General features: G+C 56.2%; 10 protein-coding genes. 5 read left to right on the forward strand and 5 right to left on the reverse strand.

Features of this window, described 5'->3' with window-relative positions; all coding sequences use genetic code 11:
• The first annotated feature begins 111 nt into the window (after positions 1-111).
• Positions 112-1065, forward strand: coding sequence for a hypothetical protein (locus ACA061_RS08395; protein ID WP_497301140.1), 954 nt, complete (start codon positions 112-114; stop codon positions 1063-1065).
• Between the two features lie 430 nt (positions 1066-1495).
• The gene (locus ACA061_RS08400) at positions 1496-2125 is read left to right on the forward strand and encodes a hypothetical protein (protein WP_497301142.1); all 630 of its coding nucleotides are present in this window, start codon (positions 1496-1498) and stop codon (positions 2123-2125) included.
• Positions 2126-2516: 391 nt separating this feature from the next.
• On the opposite strand, the gene ACA061_RS08405 is transcribed toward ACA061_RS08400, so the two are convergent.
• The 4 genes from ACA061_RS08405 to ACA061_RS08420 all read right to left on the reverse strand — a co-directional run bounded on the left by ACA061_RS08405 (position 2517) and on the right by ACA061_RS08420 (position 10810).
• A complete protein-coding gene (locus tag ACA061_RS08405; RefSeq protein ID WP_497301143.1) occupies positions 2517-7391 on the reverse strand; it encodes an RHS repeat-associated core domain-containing protein in 4875 nt (1624 codons plus the stop codon).
• Positions 7391-8128, reverse strand: coding sequence for a DUF4123 domain-containing protein (locus ACA061_RS08410; protein WP_497301144.1), 738 nt, complete (start codon positions 8126-8128; stop codon positions 7391-7393). Before ACA061_RS08410 ends, ACA061_RS08405 begins: the two co-directional genes overlap by 1 nt.
• Positions 8118-10160 (reverse strand): type VI secretion system Vgr family protein, encoded by a 2043-nt coding sequence (locus ACA061_RS08415; protein WP_497301145.1) that lies wholly within the window; start codon positions 10158-10160, stop codon positions 8118-8120. Before ACA061_RS08415 ends, ACA061_RS08410 begins: the two co-directional genes overlap by 11 nt.
• A gap of 134 nt (positions 10161-10294) precedes the next feature.
• Entirely contained in the window at positions 10295-10810 is a 516-nt protein-coding gene (locus ACA061_RS08420; RefSeq protein ID WP_034154636.1) for an Hcp family type VI secretion system effector, read from the reverse strand.
• A 557-nt stretch (positions 10811-11367) separates the two neighbouring features.
• Between ACA061_RS08420 and ACA061_RS08425 the strand changes: the two genes are divergently transcribed.
• The 3 genes from ACA061_RS08425 to ACA061_RS08435 all read left to right on the forward strand — a co-directional run bounded on the left by ACA061_RS08425 (position 11368) and on the right by ACA061_RS08435 (position 22788).
• Positions 11368-15180, forward strand: a complete 3813-nt coding sequence (locus tag ACA061_RS08425) for an SIR2 family protein (RefSeq protein ID WP_497301147.1) — start codon at positions 11368-11370, stop codon at positions 15178-15180.
• A 175-nt stretch (positions 15181-15355) separates the two neighbouring features.
• Positions 15356-16399 carry a hypothetical protein gene (locus tag ACA061_RS08430; protein WP_497301148.1) on the forward strand — a complete coding sequence of 348 codons (1044 nt, stop codon included), beginning with the start codon at positions 15356-15358 and terminating at the stop codon, positions 16397-16399.
• 341 nt (positions 16400-16740) lie between these two features.
• The gene (locus ACA061_RS08435; RefSeq protein WP_497301149.1) at positions 16741-22788 is read left to right on the forward strand and encodes an ATP-binding protein; all 6048 of its coding nucleotides are present in this window, start codon (positions 16741-16743) and stop codon (positions 22786-22788) included.
• A 771-nt stretch (positions 22789-23559) separates the two neighbouring features.
• Here ACA061_RS08435 and ACA061_RS08440 read toward each other — a convergent pair.
• Complete coding sequence (locus ACA061_RS08440) at positions 23560-23811, reverse strand: hypothetical protein (protein WP_497301150.1); 252 nt, start codon at positions 23809-23811, stop codon at positions 23560-23562.
• Positions 23812-23820: the final 9 nt, after the last annotated feature.

A 23820-nucleotide genomic window follows, 5' to 3' on the forward strand; every position in this document is an offset into this window, starting at 1 on the left:
GTCTCAGGCTGCTGGTACCACTCCGAACAGCGGGATGTCCACCCACGGTGCGGCCTCACCAATCGTGACCGGGGAAGGCGCGGTGGTTAAATCCACTGTCGATACACGACCATGATGAAGGAAAAAGTTTGCTGGGCGGTGATGATGATTTCGGTGCTTGCGTTGCCTCAGTTTGCTCTGGCGCAATCTCAGAATATGCAAACCACTGGACCGTGCTCGTCGATCGTTACTGGTGCGGGTGCATCCGTTAGCAGCACGTGCATTGGCATCACGAAAGAAGTGTTGAAGCGTCTTAGCGAAACCACAGCCGTGAGCAAGGGCCGCGGGCTTATTGTTAAAGAGGCTTGGCTCAGTCCTACTGTGATGTTCGGACAAACCAGCGATGGGCAAAAAGTAAATGAGCAGGTCTATATCACAGTCCGTGTCACCAACATTACGGCGGCGCCAATGCTCCTGACGGCAGCTAAATGGGAGATTGTGCAGGCGAGGAACTTGTCGAAGGGCGGCGCGTCATTCTTCTCCAAGAATTTGTTATGGCCCGTGATTTCGATGAGCAAGCCGATCAAAATCGATGCTGGAGAGCAGGTTGATGTCGAGTTCGCCGAGGGACTTGAACTGAATGGGATGGCGAGCCGCATTCGTAAGAACCGAGATATAGACACTGCTTATACGTTGCCTGCGAACCCAATGCGGATCAACGGCGACCGATACGTCAATTGGTTCGCTGAGCAGATGGGCCTGCTGTACGGCGAAAAAGCCCAGTTGCGGCTCACGCTTTATGAGGGCGACTACAAAGCTGCCGCCAGCGTTCTAGTGCCACTTAGCCAGGGCGTGGACTTTTACTACCATGGAGAGGCGGTAGACCAAAAAGGCAACGTTCAGTACGCGCCTCGCCTGGCTTACGATGCCTTTCTGGGTCAGTACCTAGAAATGCGCGAAAAGATGGAGCCAGGCTTTCGTATAAACACTCCGCCAACGAGGGTGATCGAGGTGATACCCGATCCTAACGTTAGGGGTAAGCAAAGGTATCGGGATCTCGGAGTTCAAGAGCAGCCGGAGGAGTAACGTGCTGCGTTGGAGTTTAGGGATAAAGCTTTCTGGAGAATTTCAACAGCAGCGTTAAGTCTGGTTGCCCAGACTTAACGCTGAAACGATGGGTGATAGTCGGCTCATCTTCATGAAATTCCATTCAGAAAACTCCTTTCGCCCAACGTGTCGTGAAACCTTCTAAGGAAATCGATAACCGCATCGTCAGTGCCCCCGCGCTTCTAGTCGCTTGACTCTACAACCTCAGTAGGAGCACGAGACTCATTTCTTTTTTTGGTTACCTTGCGGCGTTCGTTAGAATTCCAGTAATCTACTAATAGGCACATTCGGTAGGTGCCCGCCGTCCACTTTCAGCAAAGCAATAGCGCTATCGTGATTTCACCCGTTTCATACAAACCCTGTATTGGGTTCTCGTAGTGGACAACAGGCCCAGCCCTTGGAGGCTGATATGCAACACGCCCTTACTTTCGCTGACGTACAAAGCGTCAAGCGCCTCGCGAAGCAACTCAAACAAGCGCATCCAGAACTGCCGCACGGTAAGCGATTAGACCTTGCCGCGGCGGAGCTTCTCGGTGTTCGCAATTATAAAGAGCTGAACAGCCGGTTTCAGGCAGTGATTGATCAGTACCTGGATTCACCAAGTGGTCCGAACGCTGTCGCACATTGCCTTTACTGTGATTTCCGATTTGCTGCTGATCTTAGAAGCGATCAGAAGGAGCATCGCGAGATTCATGAGCGGATCATGGAGGTTCACGAGATCACTGGCTATCGCCCAGGAACTTACGTGGAGCGAGAAACCTTGAAAAAGGATGGCCACTCCAAGGCGCGCAGTGCCGATCTCTTGGAAGATCGTATTGAGGGTGCGCTGCTAGTTTTGCGCGGATGGTTTGATCGTTCATACAACAATACTATCGAAGCAGGACAATGGCGTAAGCACCCTTCCTTCGAGGTATACGTGGCCATGATGGTCCCGTATATGGAAGAGCTTTTTCCTGAATTGGCTCCCTCTCTTTCGCAGCGCTACGGTCGTACTCCTGGCGTGATTGCACGCGGCCAGACCAACTGGGCGCTGCGATAGTAAAAAAATAAGGCCCAGCTTCGGCTGGGCTTTTTACAGGTCAGGTCTCGACGACAGGGCTATCAACACTCGCCAGGCTCCCGTTATTGGATGGCTGCTGGAGGCTGCACCACTGCTTGATAGCTACTTCCGCTCCATACGCGGCAGTTCTTAGCACCGAGCGCGCTTCACCCATACATGTATAAAAGGTCGTCGATCAGCTCTAGCTCCTGCTGTGTGTACTGGACTTTGTTGTACCGTCTAATGTCCTCAAGCACACCTCTGATCGGAACTTGACGCGAAGGGTCCTGAACGATTTCGATCAAATGGTCGTAATCGGGATCTCTTCCCTTGAGATATTTTTCAATCAGTTCTTTGAGCGCTACGCGCGCCTCTAGATCGGTTAGCACTGTTACTTCTCCGGCAAAATCGTGACTTCATCTGCTTTGATGATGGTGGTGGTACCCGGTTTCGGAATAAGTTGTCGCGCACCACCCGTACCGTAGCCAGGGTACGCTTTTGTGAAGGGTTCCAGGTTCGGACCTTTACCACCAAGCTCATATGGCACTGTAACGGTTGGCACGCCGTCCTTATAGAGTTGCAGCGTGTCGAACTTTAATCGCAGGCGACCATCACTCCATGCAGGGTCAGGGTCAGCAGGAGTGATGTGCTTCGGCGCCCTCATTTGCAATGCTTCCGTAGCCGCGTCTCCAGTCTCAAATTTATCGAACCCGAAATACGACAGTCGTGCGTCGCCTGTGTTGATCGTGTTCTGCGCGTGAGTATTTACGGTTCCGTCTGCGTCCTTGTATCCCATGTATCGATATGCCGTCGAAGGTAAGGTCGAGTCCGGTCCGGATGGGCCAACATAAAAATCGGGCTTCGACTCGACGACCGCCGGCGGGGTGACGTCTCCAGTCTTTACGCTGGAGTCTGCAAGGGTAGGGGTAGTGCTTGGAGAAGATGATCCTCCAGGCTTGGGGCAGTTCGCAGCGGGCTTCAGTGGTGCCTTTTTCGCAACACCAGAAACCGCTTTAGTTATCGCCCTGAACATTAAGCCGAGCGGGTCCACCCAGCCGGTAGGGTTTGGTGCGTACTGGTAGTTGTTTAGGCCACCTGCAAGCTTGACCGGGTCTGGGGTTAGAAACCTTCCTGTGCTCGGGCTGTAGTAGCGATGGCGGTTATAATGAAGCCCTGTCTCTGTATCGAAATACTGGCCTTGAAACCGCAGCGGGTTATCGATCTCCGAGACATCCAGCGCAGCCAGGTTGCCGTAAGCTCGATACTTGGCCGACCACATAATCGCGCCGCTGTAATCGGTGAGCTCTTGCGGCGTGCCCAAGTGATCGAGCTGATAATAGAACGGCGCGGCTTTCAGTGGGCCTTCACCGTCGAGCATCGCCAAAGGGCGGAAGCTGTCCGGCTCATAGACATAAGTGCGATATCGATTTTCACTACTCTCGACAATCAGCCGTTCGCCTTGCCAGAGGAATTCGGTGGTGTGGCCATCGACTGTTTTCTCGATACGGCGACCGAAGGCATCGTACTTGTAGGTCGCGATACTGCCACCGGGTAGGCTGACGCCGATCAAGCGATGCTGGCAGTCATAGCGGTATTCGGTGACTAGCTTCTGCCCGGTACCTCGGCGCTCGCGAATCAGGTTTCCGTAGGCGTCGTAGTCGTAGTGACGGTCGCCCTGCATGAGCAGCCGGTTGCCTTGGACGTTCGCAAGGTTGGCGGTGCCTTCGTTATTCTGGCCCAGCAGATTGCCGGCTGGGTCGTGCGCGAAGCTCTCCGGTGTTGCACCCCGAACGTTGATCAGGCGATCCAGTGGATCGTAGTGAAAGTTGCGTGCACCTTTAAGGCTGTCATTGATGCCTGCGAGGTTACCTGCTGCGTCGTAGTTATATCGGCGCTGCAGCACGATGCTGTCGCGTTGGCTAACGTTGTGCGCCTGCAGTCGACCCTGATCGTCGTATTGATACTGACTCAACAGCAAGCCTTGTTGACGTTGCTGTTCACGACCAGCCTTGAACTGATGAGATGTCAGGCGAGAACCGTTGAGGTCAATGCTACTGAGATTGCCCCCGGGCAACCGGCGATAGTCGAGCTTGCTACCGTCCGGTAGACGGTAATGTTTGAGTTGGCCGACGCTGTCGTATTCGTAGCGCAGGGTGCCCCAACCCTGGTGCTCGGTAATCAGCCGATCGTGGGAGTCGTATTCATAAGCCAGTGGCCAGTGACCGTCATCGACATTGACCAGGCGACCGAGCGCGTCATAGCTGTAGTGAATTTCCTCACCATCAGCCAGTGTTTTCACGAGCAGGCGGCCAGCGGAGTCACGCTGATATTCGGTGATCAGTTCGCTACCGTCGTCGCCGTACTCAGTTTTCTTCAGTAGGTTGCCATTCAGGTCGTATTCGTAGGCAGTACGGCGACCATCAAATCCAGTTTCCTGCTGTATGAGCCCGTTTGAGTAATAGTCGAGCTGATAATGTTCGCCGCGCTCGTTTTCGATCTCAGTCAGCAGCAGGCGTGAGTTGTCGTAGCGATAGCGCAGCTCACTGCCGTCCGGGTTAATGCGGCGGCTGACAAGTTGCAGATTGTCGGCGTATTCGTAGCGTGTGATACGGCCTAGTTCATCGCGCTCGGCTGTGACCTTGCCGTAGGCGTTATAGGTATAAGTGCGGGTCGCACCGCCAGGCTGTGTGGTCTGCGTCAAGCGGCCAGCCGCATCCCATTGGTAATGGGTGATCGAGCCGTGTTCGTCCTGGCGGGTGATTTGACGACCCAGTGCGTCGTAGCGGTATTTACGACGACCACCATCGGGCAATGCTTCTTCGAGCAATTGACCCAGTCCATTCCAGGCGAGCTGATGCCGTCCGCCGTCTGGATGAACGATCTCTAGCACACGACCTTTGGCATCGTAGCTGTAGTGTGTTTCGTTGCCGTCAGGATCTGTCTGGCGGGTGATATCGCCTTGGCTATTTCGCTGGTATTTCCAGCTCGCTTTACCTCGGTGAATCTCACTCACAAAGCCATGTCGATATTCGTAGAACGTCGGCGCATCTTCAGGAGGAATAACAACGGCAAGCAGGCCGGCATCGTTGTAACGGTATTCGGTAATTGCTCCGAGAGGATCCTTTTCTGCAATCAGCCGACCTTTGTCGTCATAGGCCTTCTGAGTCTCAGCGCCGTCCGCAGCGGTCTCGCTGATGAGTCGAGCATTTTCGTCATGCACGTAAACTTGCTCGCTACCATCAGCGTTTGTAACGGTAACCTTGCCGGCATCGTCCCAAGCGTACTGCGAGTCCATCTGCGAAAAACTGGCCCAGTGACGGATGCTGCGTGACGATTTGCCTTCGTTTTCCCACTCCCAGAAAAAGCTCGCACCACCGGCCAGTTGTCGTTCCAAAATGACGTGATGGTCGTTGTAACGGTAGTGTTCAGTTTCACCGGCAGCATTGGTGGCGCTGATGAGCTGGCCTTGCGCGTTGTACCGATAGGTCACCAGCGTTTGAACGGTGATCCATGGCTCCTGTCGTTGACCCTGATCCGTGTACTCAGCACGGCGCTGCTGATAATCCACGGCAACGATATGACGGTCTTCGTGGCGGACTAAAAGGGAGCGTCCGGCGTTGTTGTCGATGCGTTGGATTCGGTCAGCGAAGTCGTAACTCAGCTGTAACTGGTTGTTGTACGCGTCACTGATGGTGATCAAGCGGCCCGCACGGAAATGATAAAAGCGCGGATTCTGCCCGGCCTGCGTCAGGATGAGTTCGCCTGGTGTCGATCCCAGGTAGATGGCCGCTTTCGACAGGCTGTTGATAATAACGGGGCGTTGCTGCGTCGGCATGGGAAAACGAGTGGTTCGGTTTTCGTTATCCGTCCACACGACGCCCTCATCATCCAGATCCAGTCGATGAGAAAGAGCGTGGCTCCATCCAAACCCAAGGCGGCTGTCGATCTCGACCGCACTGGTGCGATAAAGGCGCGTCCACTCAAACGGTAGCAGGCCATCGAGTTGGCCATCGGTGAGAGTCAGTAATTCTTCGCCCGTGACCATCGAGACCGGGCAGCCATTGGTGCAGGTGTCTTGCGCCGGCGCCGCACTCTTGTCGTCAGGATTCTTCGATTGTTTCGAGGCGTCATCAGGGCGCTTGCCGTGTTCAACGGTCGTGTTACGTTTGCCATCAAAACGTAGCTGCGCGACTCCTTTTTCTACTCGCGTCGCTACTCCACGAGCGGCGACCGCGACGTATTTACCGACGTAACCCATGAAGCCCTTGATGATGCTGAATAACGACTTCACGAATCCGGTGACAGCTTTGACGATGATCTGGCCGTACTTCGCTAAACGTGCGGCCAGATAAAATAGCCCGGCGCCTTCGGCTGCGACGGTCAATACGACCGAAATTACGATGTCGATGAGAATTCCGATGACGGCTGCAGATGTCATCTTCGCCGTTTGCCCAGCCGCCTGCGTGGGTGGCAATGCTGAAACCCAGATAGAAGCGCAATGCACTATCAAGAACAGCGCGGCCTCGTCGCTGGCAAGCAACATGGCCTGTTTCATCACATCTGGCGCCTCTTTGGCCAGCTTGATCAGTTCCTCTGCACCGGCCCCTAAATCCTCTGCGAACTTTTTAGGGTTTTGAAGGATGTCCAAGGCCTTTGAGATGCCATCCCAAACGCCTTTGATAGCTTCCCATCCACCTTCGAGAATGCCGACCCCAATTGCCATCGCTTTGGCTGACGCACTCTGATTCGACCACTGCGGTTTGAAGCCTGCCCATTCTTTGCGCAGGAATCCTTCGAGATCGGCAGCTAAGCCGTCGTAGGATTTGAACAGCGTGTCGATCTGCGCAGGCGTCACCTGATCGTGGACGTGGATTTTATAGGATTTTCCAGGCTGTCCCTGAAAACTGCCTTTACCCTGTTTGTCCAAGGTAATCGTCGACTTGGCGCCCCCGTCCACGGCAATGATATCGACTTTGATATCGCCGACAGGAATGTCGAAAACCGATTCGAATTTGCTCTCAATCAGCAGTGGCCCTACAAGCGGGCACTTGGCGACGTATGAAAAATCACCATCAGTCATGCTGACAGACTTGCTGGAGTCACCGGCCTTGATCACGCGCTCCATACCAAGCAGGGAGGGCATGTCAGCTGCTCGGCTGGCTTTGTCAGCAAGCTGTGCGTACCAGCTCTTGGTTTCCTCGCGGTACAGCTTGAGGCTGTTTTTGAAAGAGTCCAATTGGGTTTCGATAGTGGCAACGCGATCCATCAGCCTTGCTCCAGAATCAGGTGGTTTAACAGCGCTTCTTTAAGGTTTTTCGGCGCATCCGGACGGCGCACGAAACGGCTGACTTTCAGCTTCAGGTTGTTCTCTGGCCAAGCGTTGTAAATGTCCGGACGTTCTTCTTCGAGCCATTGCAGGAGATTGCCAATCAGTGTCGAAGAGTTTTCCTTGGTCAAACTGTCCAGCAACGGCTTCGGCACCTCCCACCACGGCCAGTCCCGCACCTTCGGCACAACCCGCGTGCCCACTTCCAGCGTCTGCCCATTAATCAAATACCGCTCAAACACCGGCAGCACTTCCCCAGCCTTCTCCCCAAGCCCCCGCAGAATCGGATAAATATGCCGGCCATCCCAAAACCGGAAAAACACCTCGGTGCCATCCGGCATTTTCACCTGCGTCAGGCTGCGCAGATGTTCGAACACTTCGTTCGGCTCTGAACGCGACACCGCCAGCCAGCCCCAGTCGAGGGCGTCGGTTTCGGCGATCCATGGCAGGAAGGCGGAGTTGGCTTTGAGTTCGGTGAGGTAGGGCATCACCGGTTGCCAGGTGGAGTAGGGCGTGCCGCCCCAGATCGGGATGAGCTGGGCGGTGGGTTCGGTGAGGTACAGGGTTTTCAGGGCGTCGGCGTCGCTGGCCGCGCTGATGATCAGGTACAACCGCTCGCCACTTTGCAGCGGCTGTTGCGCCAGCCAGTCCTTGGGGGTGATTCGTTCAGATGGCACAGGCACCTGCCTTGCATTTTTCGCATTCTTCGCAGAACGGCGCGTTACGTTTGAGGGTGTTGATCTGCGCCGGGGTCAGGACTTGGCCAGCCTTGTCTGCATCCGCCTGTTTCAACACGCCGGGCATCAACGGCGCAGCACCAGTGCCGCTGCCCGGGCTGCCGCCGGAGTTCATGTTGATCACTGGCCCGCTCATGGTTACACCGCCGGCGTCGATCTTGATGAAGCTGCCGCCGCCGATCAGCGTGAGTTCCGCACCAGCCTCCATCACCACTTTCATGCCGCTGCTCAGGTGGATTTCCTGGCCGGCGTCGATGAATTGGCCGGTGCCGATCTTGATGTGCTGGTTCACGCCGACGGTGAGGTGGTCGTTGGCGCGGGTTTCGACTTTGCGGTCGGCGTAAACGGTGTGGTGTTCTTCGGCCTTGAATTCGCTGTAGCTGTTTTTCTCGACAGTGTCATGACGTTCGTTGCCGACGCGGATTTTCTGGTCGTGCTCGATGTTCTCGTCCCAGTCGCGCTGGGCGTGCAGGTAGATTTGTTCCTGGCCTTTTTTGTCTTCGATGCGCAGTTCGTTGTAGCCGCCACCGCCCATCGAACTCAGGGTTTTGAAGGTGCTGCGGGTCTTGTTCGCCGGCAGTGGATAGGGGACAGTGTTTTCCTTGTGGTACAGGCAGCCGCTGATCAGCGGTTGGTCGGGATCGCCTTCAAGGAAGGTGACCAGCACTTCCATGCCGATGCGCGGGATGGCGATGCCGCCGTACTGGGCGCCGGCCCAGGCGCTGGAGACGCGCAGCCAGCAGCTGGTCTTGTCGTCGGCCTGACCTTCGCGGTCCCAATGGAACTGGACTTTCACCCGGCCGTATTCGTCGCAGTGGATTTCTTCGCCTTTCGGGCCGGTAACTACGGCGCTCTGGCTGCCGAGGATGCGCGGTTTCGGGTGGCGCAGCGGCGGGCGGTTGGGCACGTCCCACGGCGTGGCCTGGAAGCGGTTGCGGTAGCCCTGATGGAAATCGTCTTTCAGCGCGGTGGTGTCGCTGGTCACCGACTCCTCAAGCACTTGCGGCTGCTTGCCTTCGTGCAGGACTTCGGTGAGCAGCCACAGGTCGTTCCATTTGGCTTTCGGGTGTTCGGTCAGGGCGAGGAAGTGGCCGCTGACCAGCAGTGGCTGATCACTCTTGCCTTCGGCGAGCTGGAAGTCGCTGCGGTGGCGTTCGAGAGCGCGTTTGGCCAGGTGCTTGCCGCGCTCGCGGTCGATGAAGCGGCCCGGGTAATCGTAGTCTTCGAGGTCTGGCAGGGCGTCGCCACGGTTTTCGCTTTCCAGGGTCAGACGCGGTTTTTCGAAGTCGTAGTCGCGGCGGGTGGTGCGGCTGGTGCGGGTTTCCAGACGCAGGTCGAAACGCTTGATCACCGGGTTGCTGGCGACCATGCCGGAGTCTTGCTGATAGGGCACAGGCGCCAGTTTCGGGAACACCGTCTGGTCGTCGCCGAACACCAACTTATGCGCGTTGGCGCTGTGCTGGAAGTGGTAGTGAATGCCTTCCTCTTCGCACAGGCGCTGGATGAAGTGCAGATCCGACTCGTCGTATTGCACGCAGTAGATGCGCTCGGGATAGATCGAACCGGTCTTGAATTCGTAGGCGTTGCTCTGGATGCCGTGTTCTTCGAGGACCATACCGATGATTTTCGGCACGCTGAGGTTCTGGAAGATGCGCTGGTTGATGCGGTGCGCCAGATACGCCAGTTGTGGGCGCAGCGTCACCGAATAACGGGTCAGACGCTTGCCGGAATCGCCTTGCGCGGCGCGGTAGATCTGGCCATGAATGCCGCTGCCGTCAGGCGACAGCTGCAGAAAGGCCGGTTTGTGCAGCAGGGTTTCGAGGTCCAGCGACGGCTGCTCACTGACCAGCTCCACCTCGAAGACAAAAGGCTGGCTGATGGCTTCCCGGCCTTGCAGGGTAAACACCTGAAAGTCGGCGGAAAGCCCTTCGATGGTCAGGGCAAAGTGGGTTTCATTGGCCGGCGCGAACATCCCTTGTTCCTCGTGCTGTACAGCGGCGCCCGTCGACGACCGCAAAAAAGCGGCTCAACGTACGCGAAATTCTGGAGGGGCGTAAACAACATCGACCAGCAGAGCTGGCCGATGCGTGTAACGGTCAGCCGTAATTAAACGACTGGAGCACGCCAGTCATCTGAACCCGAAGTACCGGATACTTCGTGGGTCCAGGTGATTTTGCGGTAGGTGAACTGCACTTCTTCCAGGTGGGTGAAGTGCGCGTTGCCTGGATCCTGGCAGTTGTGCATTTTGTTGTTGATGGCGACGATGATCGCGTCTTCCAGTTTGGTGGTGTAGTAGTGCTCTTGGGTGCCTTGAGCCGAAGTGCGGTACCACTGGATAACGATTTCGCTCATGCGCTCGCCGGAAGTCAGAGCGGCTTGCAGCAGAGGCGAAGCCTTGTCGTAGACCTTGGTGATCACAACTGGCTTGTGAACGCGCTGACCGGTTGGCTGACCGGATTGCGGGTCACGCGGGATGATCACGTCGTGGCTGAAAGCCTGGACCATGACCTGGTCTTCGTGGCCTTCCTGGTAGGTGTTGCCAACGGAGTCGGCGGTGAAAGCGCCGGCAGTGATCAGGCCTTGTTTTTCGCCGGTAACCGACATGTACGCTGGTGTTGCCATGGGGTGCTCTCCTTGCGGATAAATTGAGGGTGCCCGGAGGCGAAATCGCCCGGTGGGTGGCTGACACCTATCAAGGAGCGTGCCAGGTTTGCTGAAGTGCCCGGCTGGCGGGGACGCCACGGTGCTCGGTGATCATTCGGGGCGATTTTCAGCGGGAAAGTCGGGAGAAAGTGCGCAAGAAGTTGCGCAGTGCTGCGCAACTTCTTGCGCACTTGGCTGCAGGCCTTGCAGCGCCTGGCCTGCAGAGCATTTACCCCCTGAAATATTACGACCTACTGCGCAACTTCTTGCGCAGTATGGCGTTAAGCCATGATCAGCGTATGTATCGTTCTAGAGTCCAGAGCAATGTGAGGAGCTGGCTGCTTTCGGCCAAAAGCGGTCCCTTGCCGGTACCCTTCAGACCAAATATTAGCTATGAACATTAGTACATGGGTTGGAGACGGCAGTCACTGTCGATGCACGCCTATACTGTGCGACTCAGTATCTGTAGTCCTACCGTCGAAAGCGTATTTGCGGCTCCGGTATGACAACTTTTAACGCATTGATGAATTGACCTTATGAGATTCCATCCCGATGGCCCTTCGATACCAGATATCCTCCTGGAGCGCTGTGATGCTGGCCGCGTCGTATTTCTGTGCGGTGCTGGAGTTTCGTTACCATCTGGAATGCCTACTTTCGTCGGTCTTACTCGGCACGTCATTGAATTTTTTGACCCGCCAGCCGATTCAGAAATTATGGCCGCGTTTCGGCCATGGCTGGATGATCAATCTGCTGCGAATGTCCCACTCGACCAAATTTTCAACCTCCTCCACCTTGAATACGGTAAGGATGAAGTTAACGCTCTGGTCACGGAGCGGCTAAGTGCTCCTCTACAGATCAAAGATGTTGGACGTGAACACGATCTGATTAAGCGGATTTCTTCAAGTCAAAACGGCGTGCCACAGATTGTCACGACGAACTTCGACCGATTGTTCGAGGTCGGGCATGTGGGGGGGCATCTGGTCTGGCACGTGCCACCTGCTTTTCCCGACCTGAACTTCGGATCGAAAATTGAGGGGATCACGTATCTTCACGGGCGACTGGTGGAGGCAGCCTCTGAAGCTCATCCCTACGTGCTTAGCAGCGCGGACTTCGGACGTGCATACCTCTCAGAAGGATGGGCTACCAACTTCATCAGGCACCTCCTAGAACGACATACCGTCGTTTTAGTCGGCTATCAGGCAGAAGACCCGCCCGTCAAATATCTTCTTCAGGGCCTTAACCATGACGGCCAGTATGATCGATCTCGACTCTATGCCTTTGACCGTGGGCTTCCTGAGGACATCGAAGCCAAATGGCGTGACCGAGGGGTTACAGCCATAGCCTATTCCGATCACCCGGACTTGTGGACGAGCATGGAAGCTTGGGCAGAGCGAGCCGATGATCCTCGTAGATGGCGTGCATCCGTAATCGCTCAATCCCAGCAGGATCCGAAAGTCCTTGCCCCTCATGTGCGCGGCCAAGTTGCTCATGCCCTTCGCACGGTACAGGGCGCCAGATTATTCTCGGAAGCTGATCCGACTCCGCATCCTGAATGGGTATGTGTGATGGATGCGTATGTGCGATCGGCTGAACGAGTACGTGACTATGGCGTTGATGCAGAGACCTTTGACCCTTTGGTCGCATACGGACTTGATGACGATCTGAGCAATATCTCTGATGAAGATCGCAAGCAGGGTGTAAGCAACGACAATCTATTAGCTTGGCGGGACGAAGACGACAATCCACACGAGTTTCATCGGCTCGGTGGGCGTCAAGCAGAAGGTTTCGAGGCGACGCCAATAAGGCTTGCTCACCTTATCACCTGGGTCAGCAAGGCCATCGTAAGCCCTGTGCTGGCCTGGTGGGCGATTCGACAGAACGGTCTGCATCCACGACTTCTTCAACAAATCGAGTGGCAATTGGATCACTCAAAAACTCTCGACAAACGAGCGCACCATATCTGGAATCTCATCCTCGAACACCATCGAGATCCTCGCAATCGTCAGTGGGATGGCGAATGGTTTGGCCTGAGGGAACGGATCAGTGTGGAAGGATGGACGGCTAGTGTCCTAAGAGAATTCCGGAAGGTTACGACTCCGCGTTTGGAGATCAAGCGACCGATTGGCCTGGGGCAGTCCAAGCCTCCGTCAGCATCCTGGATGGACATTCACCTCGGCGACCTCGGTCAGTATGAAGTCATGTTTCTTGATAAGCACGACGAAGATTTAGACATCCCCGACGACCTACTACCACAGGTATTTGGCATCCTGCAGGAGCAGCTTACTTTCGCCTCAGGGCTATTGGGGGATATCGAGACCATGTACTTCCGTACACCGACCTGCTATCCGGGACGCGAAGTCGACGGGAAAAAGTACATCACGAAACCCGCGGAGGCGGTGGCTTGGTTTGTTCAACTTTTCGATCAAATGATTGCCAAATGGCCTGTACTTGCAATAGCGCATGCGATGACTTGGCCCGCGACGGAGCGGTACTTTTTCCGAAAGCTCAAGCTTTATGCCTTCAGTAAAGTCGACCTCTTCGAGGCCGACTCGATTGCCGAGCAAGTGTTACTTTTAGATCAAGAAGCTTTTTGGGACATTGATGTGGCCCGAGAGCTGCTTTTTCTGATCGTTGACCGATGGAAAGAATTCTCTGAGACGAGTCGTAATCAACTCATCGACCGCATCTTGACAGGCCCCGGCCAACAGGCCCACTGGTCCGACGAGGAGTTCCATCGGCTGCGAGGCGAGTTCGCGGCTAGATACGCGAGATATCTCGAACTTCAAGGTTGTGAACTTGCAGCTGCTCACAGTGAACGGCTTGCCGTGATGACTGGAGGAATTCCTGATTGGAACGACGGCTGGGCGACTTCAACGGTCATCGAGCACGGCTCGTACACCGGCTGGGTTGACACAGACGAAAAACCAGACGCAGTCTTGGATCTCCCCATAAACGAGGTAGTTCCGAAGGCAAAGGAAGAGTTGAAGCATGATTTTGGCAGCTTTACTGAGAGGCGACCCTTCACTGGCTTGGTAAAAGTCAAACCGCGAAAGGCATTGTCTGCGCTGACGATTGCTGGAAAGGCTGGCGACTATCCTGAGGCACTCTGGTCGTCCATGATCAATGAGTTTCCGGCAGACACCACTGCCAGGCTGAGACGGGTATTCCTGAACCGAGTAGCACATCTCCCACAAGCATTTATCGCCAAACTGAACCATACCTTGGGCCGATGGCTCCAGCAGAACCTGGTGACAATGCTTGAGTTTGATGCTGATCTCGGTTGGCGGGTATACGATCATATCGTCGAAGGCATCTTGAGCGGTGGAGCAGAGGCAGCGAAGAGTGGTCTTGGTAAAACCCACCAAGGTGGAAAACTGATCGAACAGTCTTTGCGCACATATGGCCATGCAATCAATGGCCCGGTCGGCATGTGTACTGAGGCCCTATTAAACGCAGTGCCCAGAGAGCTGCAGGAGGTCGCGGGCTCACTAATTCCAGACCACATCAAGTCTCGAATTGAACGCCTCTTAGCTGCGCGTGGTGAAGGCTCAGATCATGCCGTATCAATATTAAGCAGGATGCTGAACTGGCTCGTGTTTATAGACCCGGTCTGGGCTGAGGAACGATTTGTTCCAATGTTGGCGTTCGAACATCCAGCGTCGGAGCCCGCATGGAACGGTTTTCTTTACAGTAACCAAGTGCCTCGACGATCGTTGCGAGAGATCATCAAACCGCTCCTACTCAACCTATTCCCGTGGGTCGAAGGATTTTCATGGGATCGAGATCTCTCAATCGGAGCTGCGCAATGGCTAGGCTACATGCGCATATTCTACACAAGTGAGACAAGCGGGCTCTCCGAAGGAGAACTTCGTTCAGTCTTTCGAGCTATGTCCGATGACACTCGAAACCGATTCATCTTTTGGTTGGGTCAAGTTGGGCAGAAAAACGAGAACGGCTGGATCAAGCACGTCATTCCTTTAATCAACAAAGACTGGCCCAGAGAACGCCGATACAGAACCTCAAAATCGATGAGAGCTTGGATAGGCTTGCTTGATGACACCGGCGATAGCTTTCCCGCAGTTTACGAAGCGGTAAAGAAATTCTTGGTGGCGGTGGAGACAAATGACCATCCGTTCTACCGGTTCACTCGAGATTTAAAGGATGAAAAGCCGATCACCGTTTTGTTTCCTGAAACAACGCTGGATTTAATCAACAGAGTTACACCCCAGGTTCTCACACGTCCTCCATACGAGTTGCCGAAGGTGCTAGCTCTGATCGCGGAAACCCAACCTGACCTGAAATCAGACTCGCGTTATCTACGCCTTGTCGATCTTGTTGAGCGAAGCTGAATCTTGGTCTTCCAAGTCGAAAACTCAGCGACTCTCCTCGGACTTCCTGGGTACCCGACGACTGTTTTTGACCGCACGAACTCTGGTGAGCCGTCCGCTTTTGGCCGATAACCGCCTCTTGTAATATCTGATATCTTCTAAATAATAAGTTGCGATATGGGAGGGTAGCGTAGTGATGTCATTAGTGACGGTTCGCAGGAGCGGATGGGGGCGACTAGATGAACATGAGCAGCGGGATGAGATTAAGTCTGGAGATTTGGAGTTGTTGGAGCAAGCCATCAGCGTAATTGGGCCTTGGCACTATATGCATGGCGACGTAAAAATTAAAATTGAGTGCGATTTTTCCCCTTTTGTTGAAGCTTACAAAATAAATACTGAATCGCTCAACATGGTGGGGGCAGTTCGTAATTTATCCATAGAGCAAGTTGAATCTGCTTTGTTTCCAGAGTTGGAGTTTGTGGTAAGGGTAACTTTTGAGAGTGGTGCGGACCTCGGTCGACAACAATGGTATGCTAGCTACTTTGTTGAACAGTTCCTATATGATATTTTTTTCGTCCTAAATATTGCTCGCCCAGGTGTATGCGATTTTCTTGGTGTGCGTATCGATGCAGGAAGAGGGTTAGTTAGTGAGTTGCGACTTTCAGCAGATTGTTTTGAGTCAGGATTTAGAAGTTTTCTGACAGGAAGTTCACTGTTCGCGCCTCGAATATTGCCTCTATCATCGGTTGTTTATTGGTACAAGAAGCTCAATGTCGGGGTCAGGCAAAGAGCCGAGTCTGGAGTGGAGAAAGCAATTTTCTCAGTTTTGCATATTTGCTGCGGGACAGATGTAGATGTAGTTTGGATTATTTGGGCCTTTCATGCATTAGAGGCCATTTATGGTACAAAGGTAGGACAGGGGTTCACTAATCTAGTTGAACGGATCTCAGTACTCTTAGAGCTAGATGCTCAGGGCAAAGGAGTATTGAAAAAACGCTTGCGTGAAATGTACGACTACCGAAGTTCTTTTGTGCACGGCGGGTACAGAGTACACCACCCTATGAAAAATGAAATTATGGATCAAAGATTAAACGAGGATTTCAGCGAGCTTTTTGAAATATCGCAATTCGGCTTTAATTTAGTTGTTTTGTCACTGCAAGCCTTGGTGGAGAACGGTTGGTACGGACTGAAAATTAAAGAGGAAATGTCTGGCGTGTTGCCAGATGATTTTTCCGTGTAGAGGGTCTTGAATTTCATCTTCACAGCATGAGTCGCCCAGAATTTGGTAGGGATTCCTGGAGGTCCGCTTTTGGCCGTATCATGCCGATTGGAGCCATTCACGGCAGGCTGCTAACGGCCAGGATTTCCTGACTGAACGGCAGGAATAGGATGATGTTAGTCATTCACGCCCCATCTCGTGAATGACCGCTTCGACTGGGACTGGCCAGGCTTCGTTTCAGAGCAGCGCTCAATAACTTAGCTGCATCTACCGTCTCTTGCTGGACGCCTAGGGTTATGCTGAAGCAGTTTTCTTGGTATCAGTTGGCGTCAACTACTTAATGCATTCACATGGCTCCAAAAATGTCCAAGAAACCGAATCCATCAACCTCTGTAGCTCCTGCAACTGCGCCGGCGGAAGGTGAACGTCGAGCACTCCGTGGATACATTGGCCAGTACGAGCGGGCGGGCGCTGCCATTTATGCCGCGCTCGAGCGCGACGAGCTGCTCTGGATCGGCGTCGCAGACCGCAACGCGGGTATTGCCGACGACTTGGTGCTCGGTTTCGATGGGGTGGTGGTCGGTCACCAGTTCAAGACGTCCAAGTTCCCAGGCACTTTCACTGTTGAGACGCTGTTTACTGGTGCCAACGGCCTGTTGAGGCCCCTGGTTCATGCTTGGCAGTGCCTGCGCAAGGACAACCCGGGAAGCCGGGTCGAGATTCGCCTGGTTGTTAATGACTTTCCGTCGATTACTGACAAGCCAGGCGATGGCACGCCGCCCCACAGCGCGGCATTTCTTGAGCAACTCCAACAGCATCCAAATCGGCCGCTAGCGGATTGGTGCACGCAGGAATGGAGTCGACTGATCAACCACCTGCGCCGTGAAGCCGGCCTGGACGATGACAACTTCGAATTTTTTTTGCACAGCCTCCGTGTGGTGTGCGGAGCTGCGGCGGACTTCATCCAGTCGCACAAATTGAACGCCGAGCAGGCGCGGCAGGCATCCGAGATTGCAAGCGTACTGCCCAAGCTAGTCGCCGATGCCCGCGACAAAGACAGGTGGACGCGTGACGAGCTGCTTCGTGAGCTTGGCTGGCGCGACCCCTCCAAGACGCTGCTCATCCACCGGTTCCCAGTCGGCGCCTATGTTCAGCGCAACCGTGATACTGAGGCCAAGCTGCTAGCCGCGCTGCATGCCGCCGCCCAGGGCTACGTCTCACTCATAGGACCGCCTGGCTCCGGGAAGTCCACTCTCCTGCAGGTTGCGCTGGCCACTGAGGCTAATATCCGGCTCGTTCGCTACTTGGCGTACGTGCCAGGTGCTGCTCAAGGCGTGGGTCGCGGGGAGGCCGACAACTTCCTGACTGACGTCGGCACACAGTTACGCAACAGCGGTTTGGTTGGACTTCGTCTTCGCGACGACTCGCTGCATGAGCGCCGAGAGCAGTTCGGCGTCCTGGTACAGCAGGCTGGTGAACGCTTCGACCGCGACGGGATCCGAACATTCATCGTCGTCGACGGGCTCGACCATGTGCCTCGCGAAGAGCGGCCGACCAATTCGCTTCTGGGCGAGCTGCCTCTTCCCGCTGCCATCCCCAACGGGGTTGTGTTCATCCTCGGCACGCAGCGGCTGGATCTCGCGAATCTGAAGCCCGCAGTAAGAGAGCAAGCGGAGAAAAGCGAGCGACAGGTTCGCATGGGACCTCTCGGCCGCGAGGAGGTCGCCCGGATGGCAGAGGCGCTTGGCCTGCCTGCCGAGATTCCAAGATTGGATCTAAGCAATCTATCGCATGGCCACCCGCTGGCAACGCGCTACTTAATTCATGCGCTGCTGCACGCGGACGAAGCCGGCCGTAAGCACCTTCTCAGCGGTGGGATGCCGTTCGACGGCGATATTGAGACCGTGTACACCGCTGCTTGGCGCGAGATCGCAAGCGATGTCGATGCCATGGACGTGCTGGGCTACATCGCTCGTGCTGAGGCACCTGTGGACCTGCGGCTGCTGGCCACAATGGTCAAGGAGTCCGCGATTGAACGCGCTCTGATCGTTGCACGGCACCTGCTCCGTAGTTCATCCCAGGGGTGGAGCGTCTTCCACAACAGCTTTCGGCTGTTCGTCATCGCTCAACCTCGAACCCGCCTCGGAAGCGTCGATGCCGAATACTCGCAGCGCGTGTACCGCGACCTCGCCCAGTTGGCGAAGAACGCGCCGCCCGAATCGGCGCAGTACTGGCTTGAGTTGCGCTACCGCGCCCGTGCCGGCGACGGTGCCGATGTACTTGCGCTGGCGATGCCCGCTCGCTTCAGGCAGCAACTGGCTGACGGGCGTTCTATCGCCGAGATCCACGCCGATATCCGCCTGGCTCTGCTGGCAGTGCGTGGAACGCACGATGCGACCGCCTTCTCACGGCTGCTGCTGTGTCGTGACGAAGTGGGGCGGCGGGAAACTGCCCTTGAGTACGCCAACCAGCTTCCGCTGGCGATGCTAGCGGTTGGGGACATTGATGCAGCCCTGGCCTTCGTGCAGTACTTCCCCAGCCAGGGCTACGAGATCGTCGACGCCCTGTTAGCGCGAGGGGACTTCGAACGGGCGAAGGAACTGTTTGAAAGCCTCGAGCCACTGTCGCAGCTCCATACGTCCAAGTTCCAGAACCACGGGCACGACCACAACATAACGGAATTCGAGAGGTGGGCAAGGCGCGCCGTCCACTTCCGAGACACCGAGCAGATCCAGATAGCGATTGACCACCTCGCCGCAGAGGGGCTACGCCAGCCCGAAAAGGTGGATCCGCAGACTGTCGCCGCGCTGCAACTGCATCTGAGGAGGGAAGCCGCAGAGGCGATGCTCCTTCAGAAGGTTGGCGCCGATCCACAAGACCTCTGCAGCAAGCTCGGGGTAGCCAACGAAGACAAACCTTCGGTGATGGTTCACGCAGGTCTTGTGGCCAGTCGGCGTGGCGACGTTGCGCAAGCGCTTGCCCTGTTTGATGCTGCCGCCGCCCTTCCTGGCTTCGTAGAGGTACCCAACGGCTACCGACGCCGGATGGCACTAATTGCATTCGAAGCTGACCGTCGTTACCTAGCCGAGGCCCTGTTCGACAAGCTGGTCGCACCGATGATCTCTATGTGCGACGACGAGACGGACCTGGCTGGGCTGGGTAATCTGGTCGGTGCGGTGATGCATCACGCGAGGCTTTGCACGCTGCTCAATAAGCCGCTGCCAAGCGCGATACCGTCGAAGCACACCTTCCTTCATCCGTTTCAGCAGCACGCCTCGACGATAGGCGTGCTTCTAGGTCGCGCCGCCGTCGACAACGCGTCCGTGCCGGCCGGCAGCATCCAGGACGAAGCCCGCATTGCCCTTGGGTACGTCCTACGTCTGACATCAGAAGGCGGCAGCGAGTCATATCGCATCCAGCAGGCCTTCAAAGCGATCCCCATGCTCGTGCCAGCGCTGCTGAGGCTCGGCGCCAAGCGCGGCGAGACTGAGTACCGTGCGGTACTTCGGGAAATTGACGCAGCCATCGCCTCATCGACGCTGGGGGGCACTGCGTACCTGCGACGCAGATTGGCCGTCGATGCGTATAGGGTTGACGGTGACCGGGTGGCGGCCGTCGATCGACTCAACGCACTCGTGGCGGAGCTTCAGGAGAGCACGCCGAGCGAGCAGATCGACGGGTTGGCCGATCTGGCCATCGCGTTGGCTGCGGTCGGGGACTTAGAGCGGGCCAAACAGTTGCTGGCGACGGTTCCCGAGCAATGCCTTGGCTACGCGTTGGCCCCCAAGAAAGACCCGCAGTACGCAATCTGGCGAGACATCCTGGTCCTTGCGAACGCCGCTGACCCGGAGAACCGTGTCAAGCGAGTATCGACCTTAATGCGCCAGGTCGGCGGCATGACCGAAACGGAAGGGTCGTCGGCCGCGCATCGTTTGACGATGCCGCTAATCGAGGAAGCGACGCAGGTCGGACCTCGCTTCGGCTTCGAGGTGTCAAAGACACTGGCGGATTGGAATCTGATTGGCTGGCCGAACCGTGTTGACCTGCTCATGACGGGGATGGTGCGGCGAAGCCCTGAACTCGTCTTGGCTTGCGCGACGGTCTGGTGCGGTCTGTGTCTGCCGTTCTACATGGAACCGTACTACCGGGACCCGCACCACGTCGGTGACTTCATCGACATCGCCGCCGACGCCGCGGGGCCTATACAGATTGAACCGCTCGCGCGGATGTTTTTGGCGGTGATCGAGGTAGCCAGCAGGGCACACGAGAGGGTCGGACTGCTCCAGCGCCTTCGCACCGCTGCCGGAAGATATGGGTTTTCATCTGCCGAGCTCGACGCCGCCGTAGCCCGTTGGACGTCAGAAGCGCCGGAACCTCGACACTCGTATACGCCAAGCAAGTACGACTCGGAGACCACTCTCGAGCAGCTTGAGCGCGCGTTTGAATCGGATGGCGACGAACTGAACTACAACGCCCCGTACCGTTTCAGAGATCTGGCCGAGACGGCCCCGCTTCATATGGCGCGGAGGATATTTGAGCGCTGGCAGGTCTTGCAGGACGACGCGCGCTGCCGCTTCCTGATGGTTAAAAGGTTGGCTGCGGCGGGGGAGGTCGAGTACGCCAAGAAGCTGATGCAAGGCTACGAGTCAAGCAAGGACCCCTGGAGTTCCTGGAGCCAGTGGATGGGTGGCGGTAAGTTCTTCTACTTTGAGGCGAAGAAGCTCTTGCAGGGACCATCCACATGCCCAGCCGCCTTCGAGAACATTGTCGATTCAGTAACGGCGGGCCAGGAGAACACCCAGTCACTGCTGACAGAGCTGGATTCGATACTGCCGGTAATCAGCGCGACGCCGGATTGGCCGGCCATCTGGTCGCTACTTGAGGAGCAGATGGCCTGCACTCGCGAGTTCCAGCTGGGGCGACCCTTCCAGCCGAGCGAGCTACCGCTCAGCGACACGGAACTTTTGGAGGATCTGCTGCACTTTGCCTATCGGCTGCCCGTTGCAGAAGTTCAGCGACACGCACGCAATTGCACGTTGAGCCTGGCAAGGCAAGCCGGACTCGGCCAAGCTTTGTTCAAGTCCCTTATGCGGCGACTTATAGCCGGCGAATTAGATGCCCCCTTGCATGCGCTCGGAACTCTGCTGGCTGCTGACAGCGCGGACCTTGCCCCCGAGTTGGGCAGCGCCGTGGCTGCGTTGGTCAGTCACCGTGACATTGCGGTGGCAGAGTCAGCCGCGCTCTTGTCGCATCGGTGGAGGCAGGCTGTCCCCTTGGACGCGATACCACTGCCGCTTTTCTATCGCCTTGAACTCGAGCACGCGCCAGAGGGTGACCAGGCATTCACGGACGAAAGAACTGGTGCAATGCGCGTCGAGTCGCCGCTTGGCTGGACCGAGATGTTGCGCTCGACGGCACGTCACATCGCGAAGGCGGCAGGCATTGAGGAGATGACAGTCCGCCGACGCGCGGCGATGTTCATCCAGGATTGGGGTGGACTTGAGGCATTCGGGCCCTCTGGCACCAAAAGGCTTGAGACTCAGCTTCGCGTGCTCGACATGCAGATCACTTACCTGAAGCCCCACGCCTACATTGCCCTTGCCGCACTTCGCCACGTCGCAGGAGAACTGCGGCTGGCCGGCAAATTGAAAGGCAGCGACATGCTCACGCTTTTGGAACGTTTGGGCTGCCCGCTTCCGCCTCGACCGCTGAAGCTCCCACGAGGGCGCCCCGAGTGGATCCGAATGCCGCTGTTGAACCGAAGTGCGGGTTGGTCCGAGCGAGAACGGAAGTGGATTGACGAAGTCGACGGTGACGTTGCCCCCTTCCCAGCAGACAGCCACGGCCAAGTCGTGGCCGAAGTATCCCGCTTCAAGATTCGCAAGCCACGGCTGTCGGAGCACCTGCTCTACCGCTTTAGAGCACCCTCGGCAGAGATTGACAGTGAAGACTTCGATGACGGCTATGCCAGGCTGCCCATCGCTGTTTGGCTAGGCCAGTACGTCGCATTTGACAATGATCTGGCGCCAACGCTGGTAAGGAGAGTTGCTTGCTCGGTGGACATAGGCTTTGACGCAGCGGCCTATTCGTTCGTTTTGTGCCCGAATTGGGTGAAGCGGCTTCGCTGGAGCGCGCATGACGAGGAGGCCAGCGTCTTCCTCGACCCGAGCGGCGCTGTGGTCGCAAGGCTCTACTGGTGGCGTGATGCGGGCCCGGTTGATATCGCTGCGGAGTCTCTGTGGGGCGAGGGTTGCTACCTCGTTCTGACGTCAGCAGGCATCGCACAGGTCACCGCTGCCCGTGGGAAGCCGGACTTGGATATCAGCGTGTTCGCAAGCAGGCAGATCATTCAACCGAGCAGCTACGGGCAGTCTCTCTTGAAGACGGCGAAGAACGGCTACTCAATCTAAGCCATGAAGATTCAGCGGCGATGCCAAGCGATAGGGGCCATGCTGGCTCGAGCTGGCTATCCCGTAGGGCTGCTTCCGGCCTGTGGCCAGCGTTCGTAGTACCCTAATGATCGATCGCTCCTCCTGCGAAGCATCCATCGGACTTTCCAAATCGAGCTTCTGCTTTGGGTCGATTTGAGCCGATTACGACTGGCTGCTATTGGCCGACAGCAGCCTATTGCTCCACTGCAAGCATGTCGATTGCATCAAATCTGTCAGTTGAAATTGAAGGGAGGAGGGCGATCTAAAGGTAGGGTTGTGGAAATGACCGAAAAGATGCGGAAACGATCCAGAGACGAAATAGGAAATTCCGGAATGCCAGAAACGACAAAGCCCTGAATAACCAGGGCTTTGTCGTACATAAGATGGCGGAGGCGATGGGATTCGAACTCCTGGACCTGTTACAGTCGACGGTTTTCAAGACTGTCGACGGGCGAGAATCAAATACTCCGTCACATCTTCGAACAGTCTCAGTTTCTTGGACGTAGATGTAGATCCTCAGTCAATATAAGAGCGGATAGCTTTCACAACTCAACACTGAAACCCTGAAGACCGACGTTTTCGGCAAAGCGCCTCACAGCCGTCAAGCTGGCCCAAGTGCGCAGTCGCTCACGCCGTGAGCGCACCGCCCTCAGCGTGCACCGCTGCCGCCCACCTTGGCCACCAGGTAGCCACGCCCCGCGTGTTGTTCGACCAAGGCGCGCAATACGTCTTCGTGAATGCCTTCGCCGATCATCTATTCAGTTCCCGCTGACGCGCCTGTACAGCGCGGTCGAATATCAGATACAGCCCTTCGATGGCCCCGAGGTTGAGTGCTTTCACCGTTTCAATGCCCAGGGTGAAACCTTCGGCTCGGTCGGCGGCGTGCAGCGTGTCGGCCAGGGGGCTTGCCTGGACGATGCCAGCGAGCAACTTCAGCGCTTGCGCATGCACAGAACGCGGCAGGTCAAGTGCCGCAAATTCGTCGTGGTCAATCATTGCCATTGCCACCCA

Source organism: Pseudomonas sp. LBUM1668 (assembly GCF_059695715.1).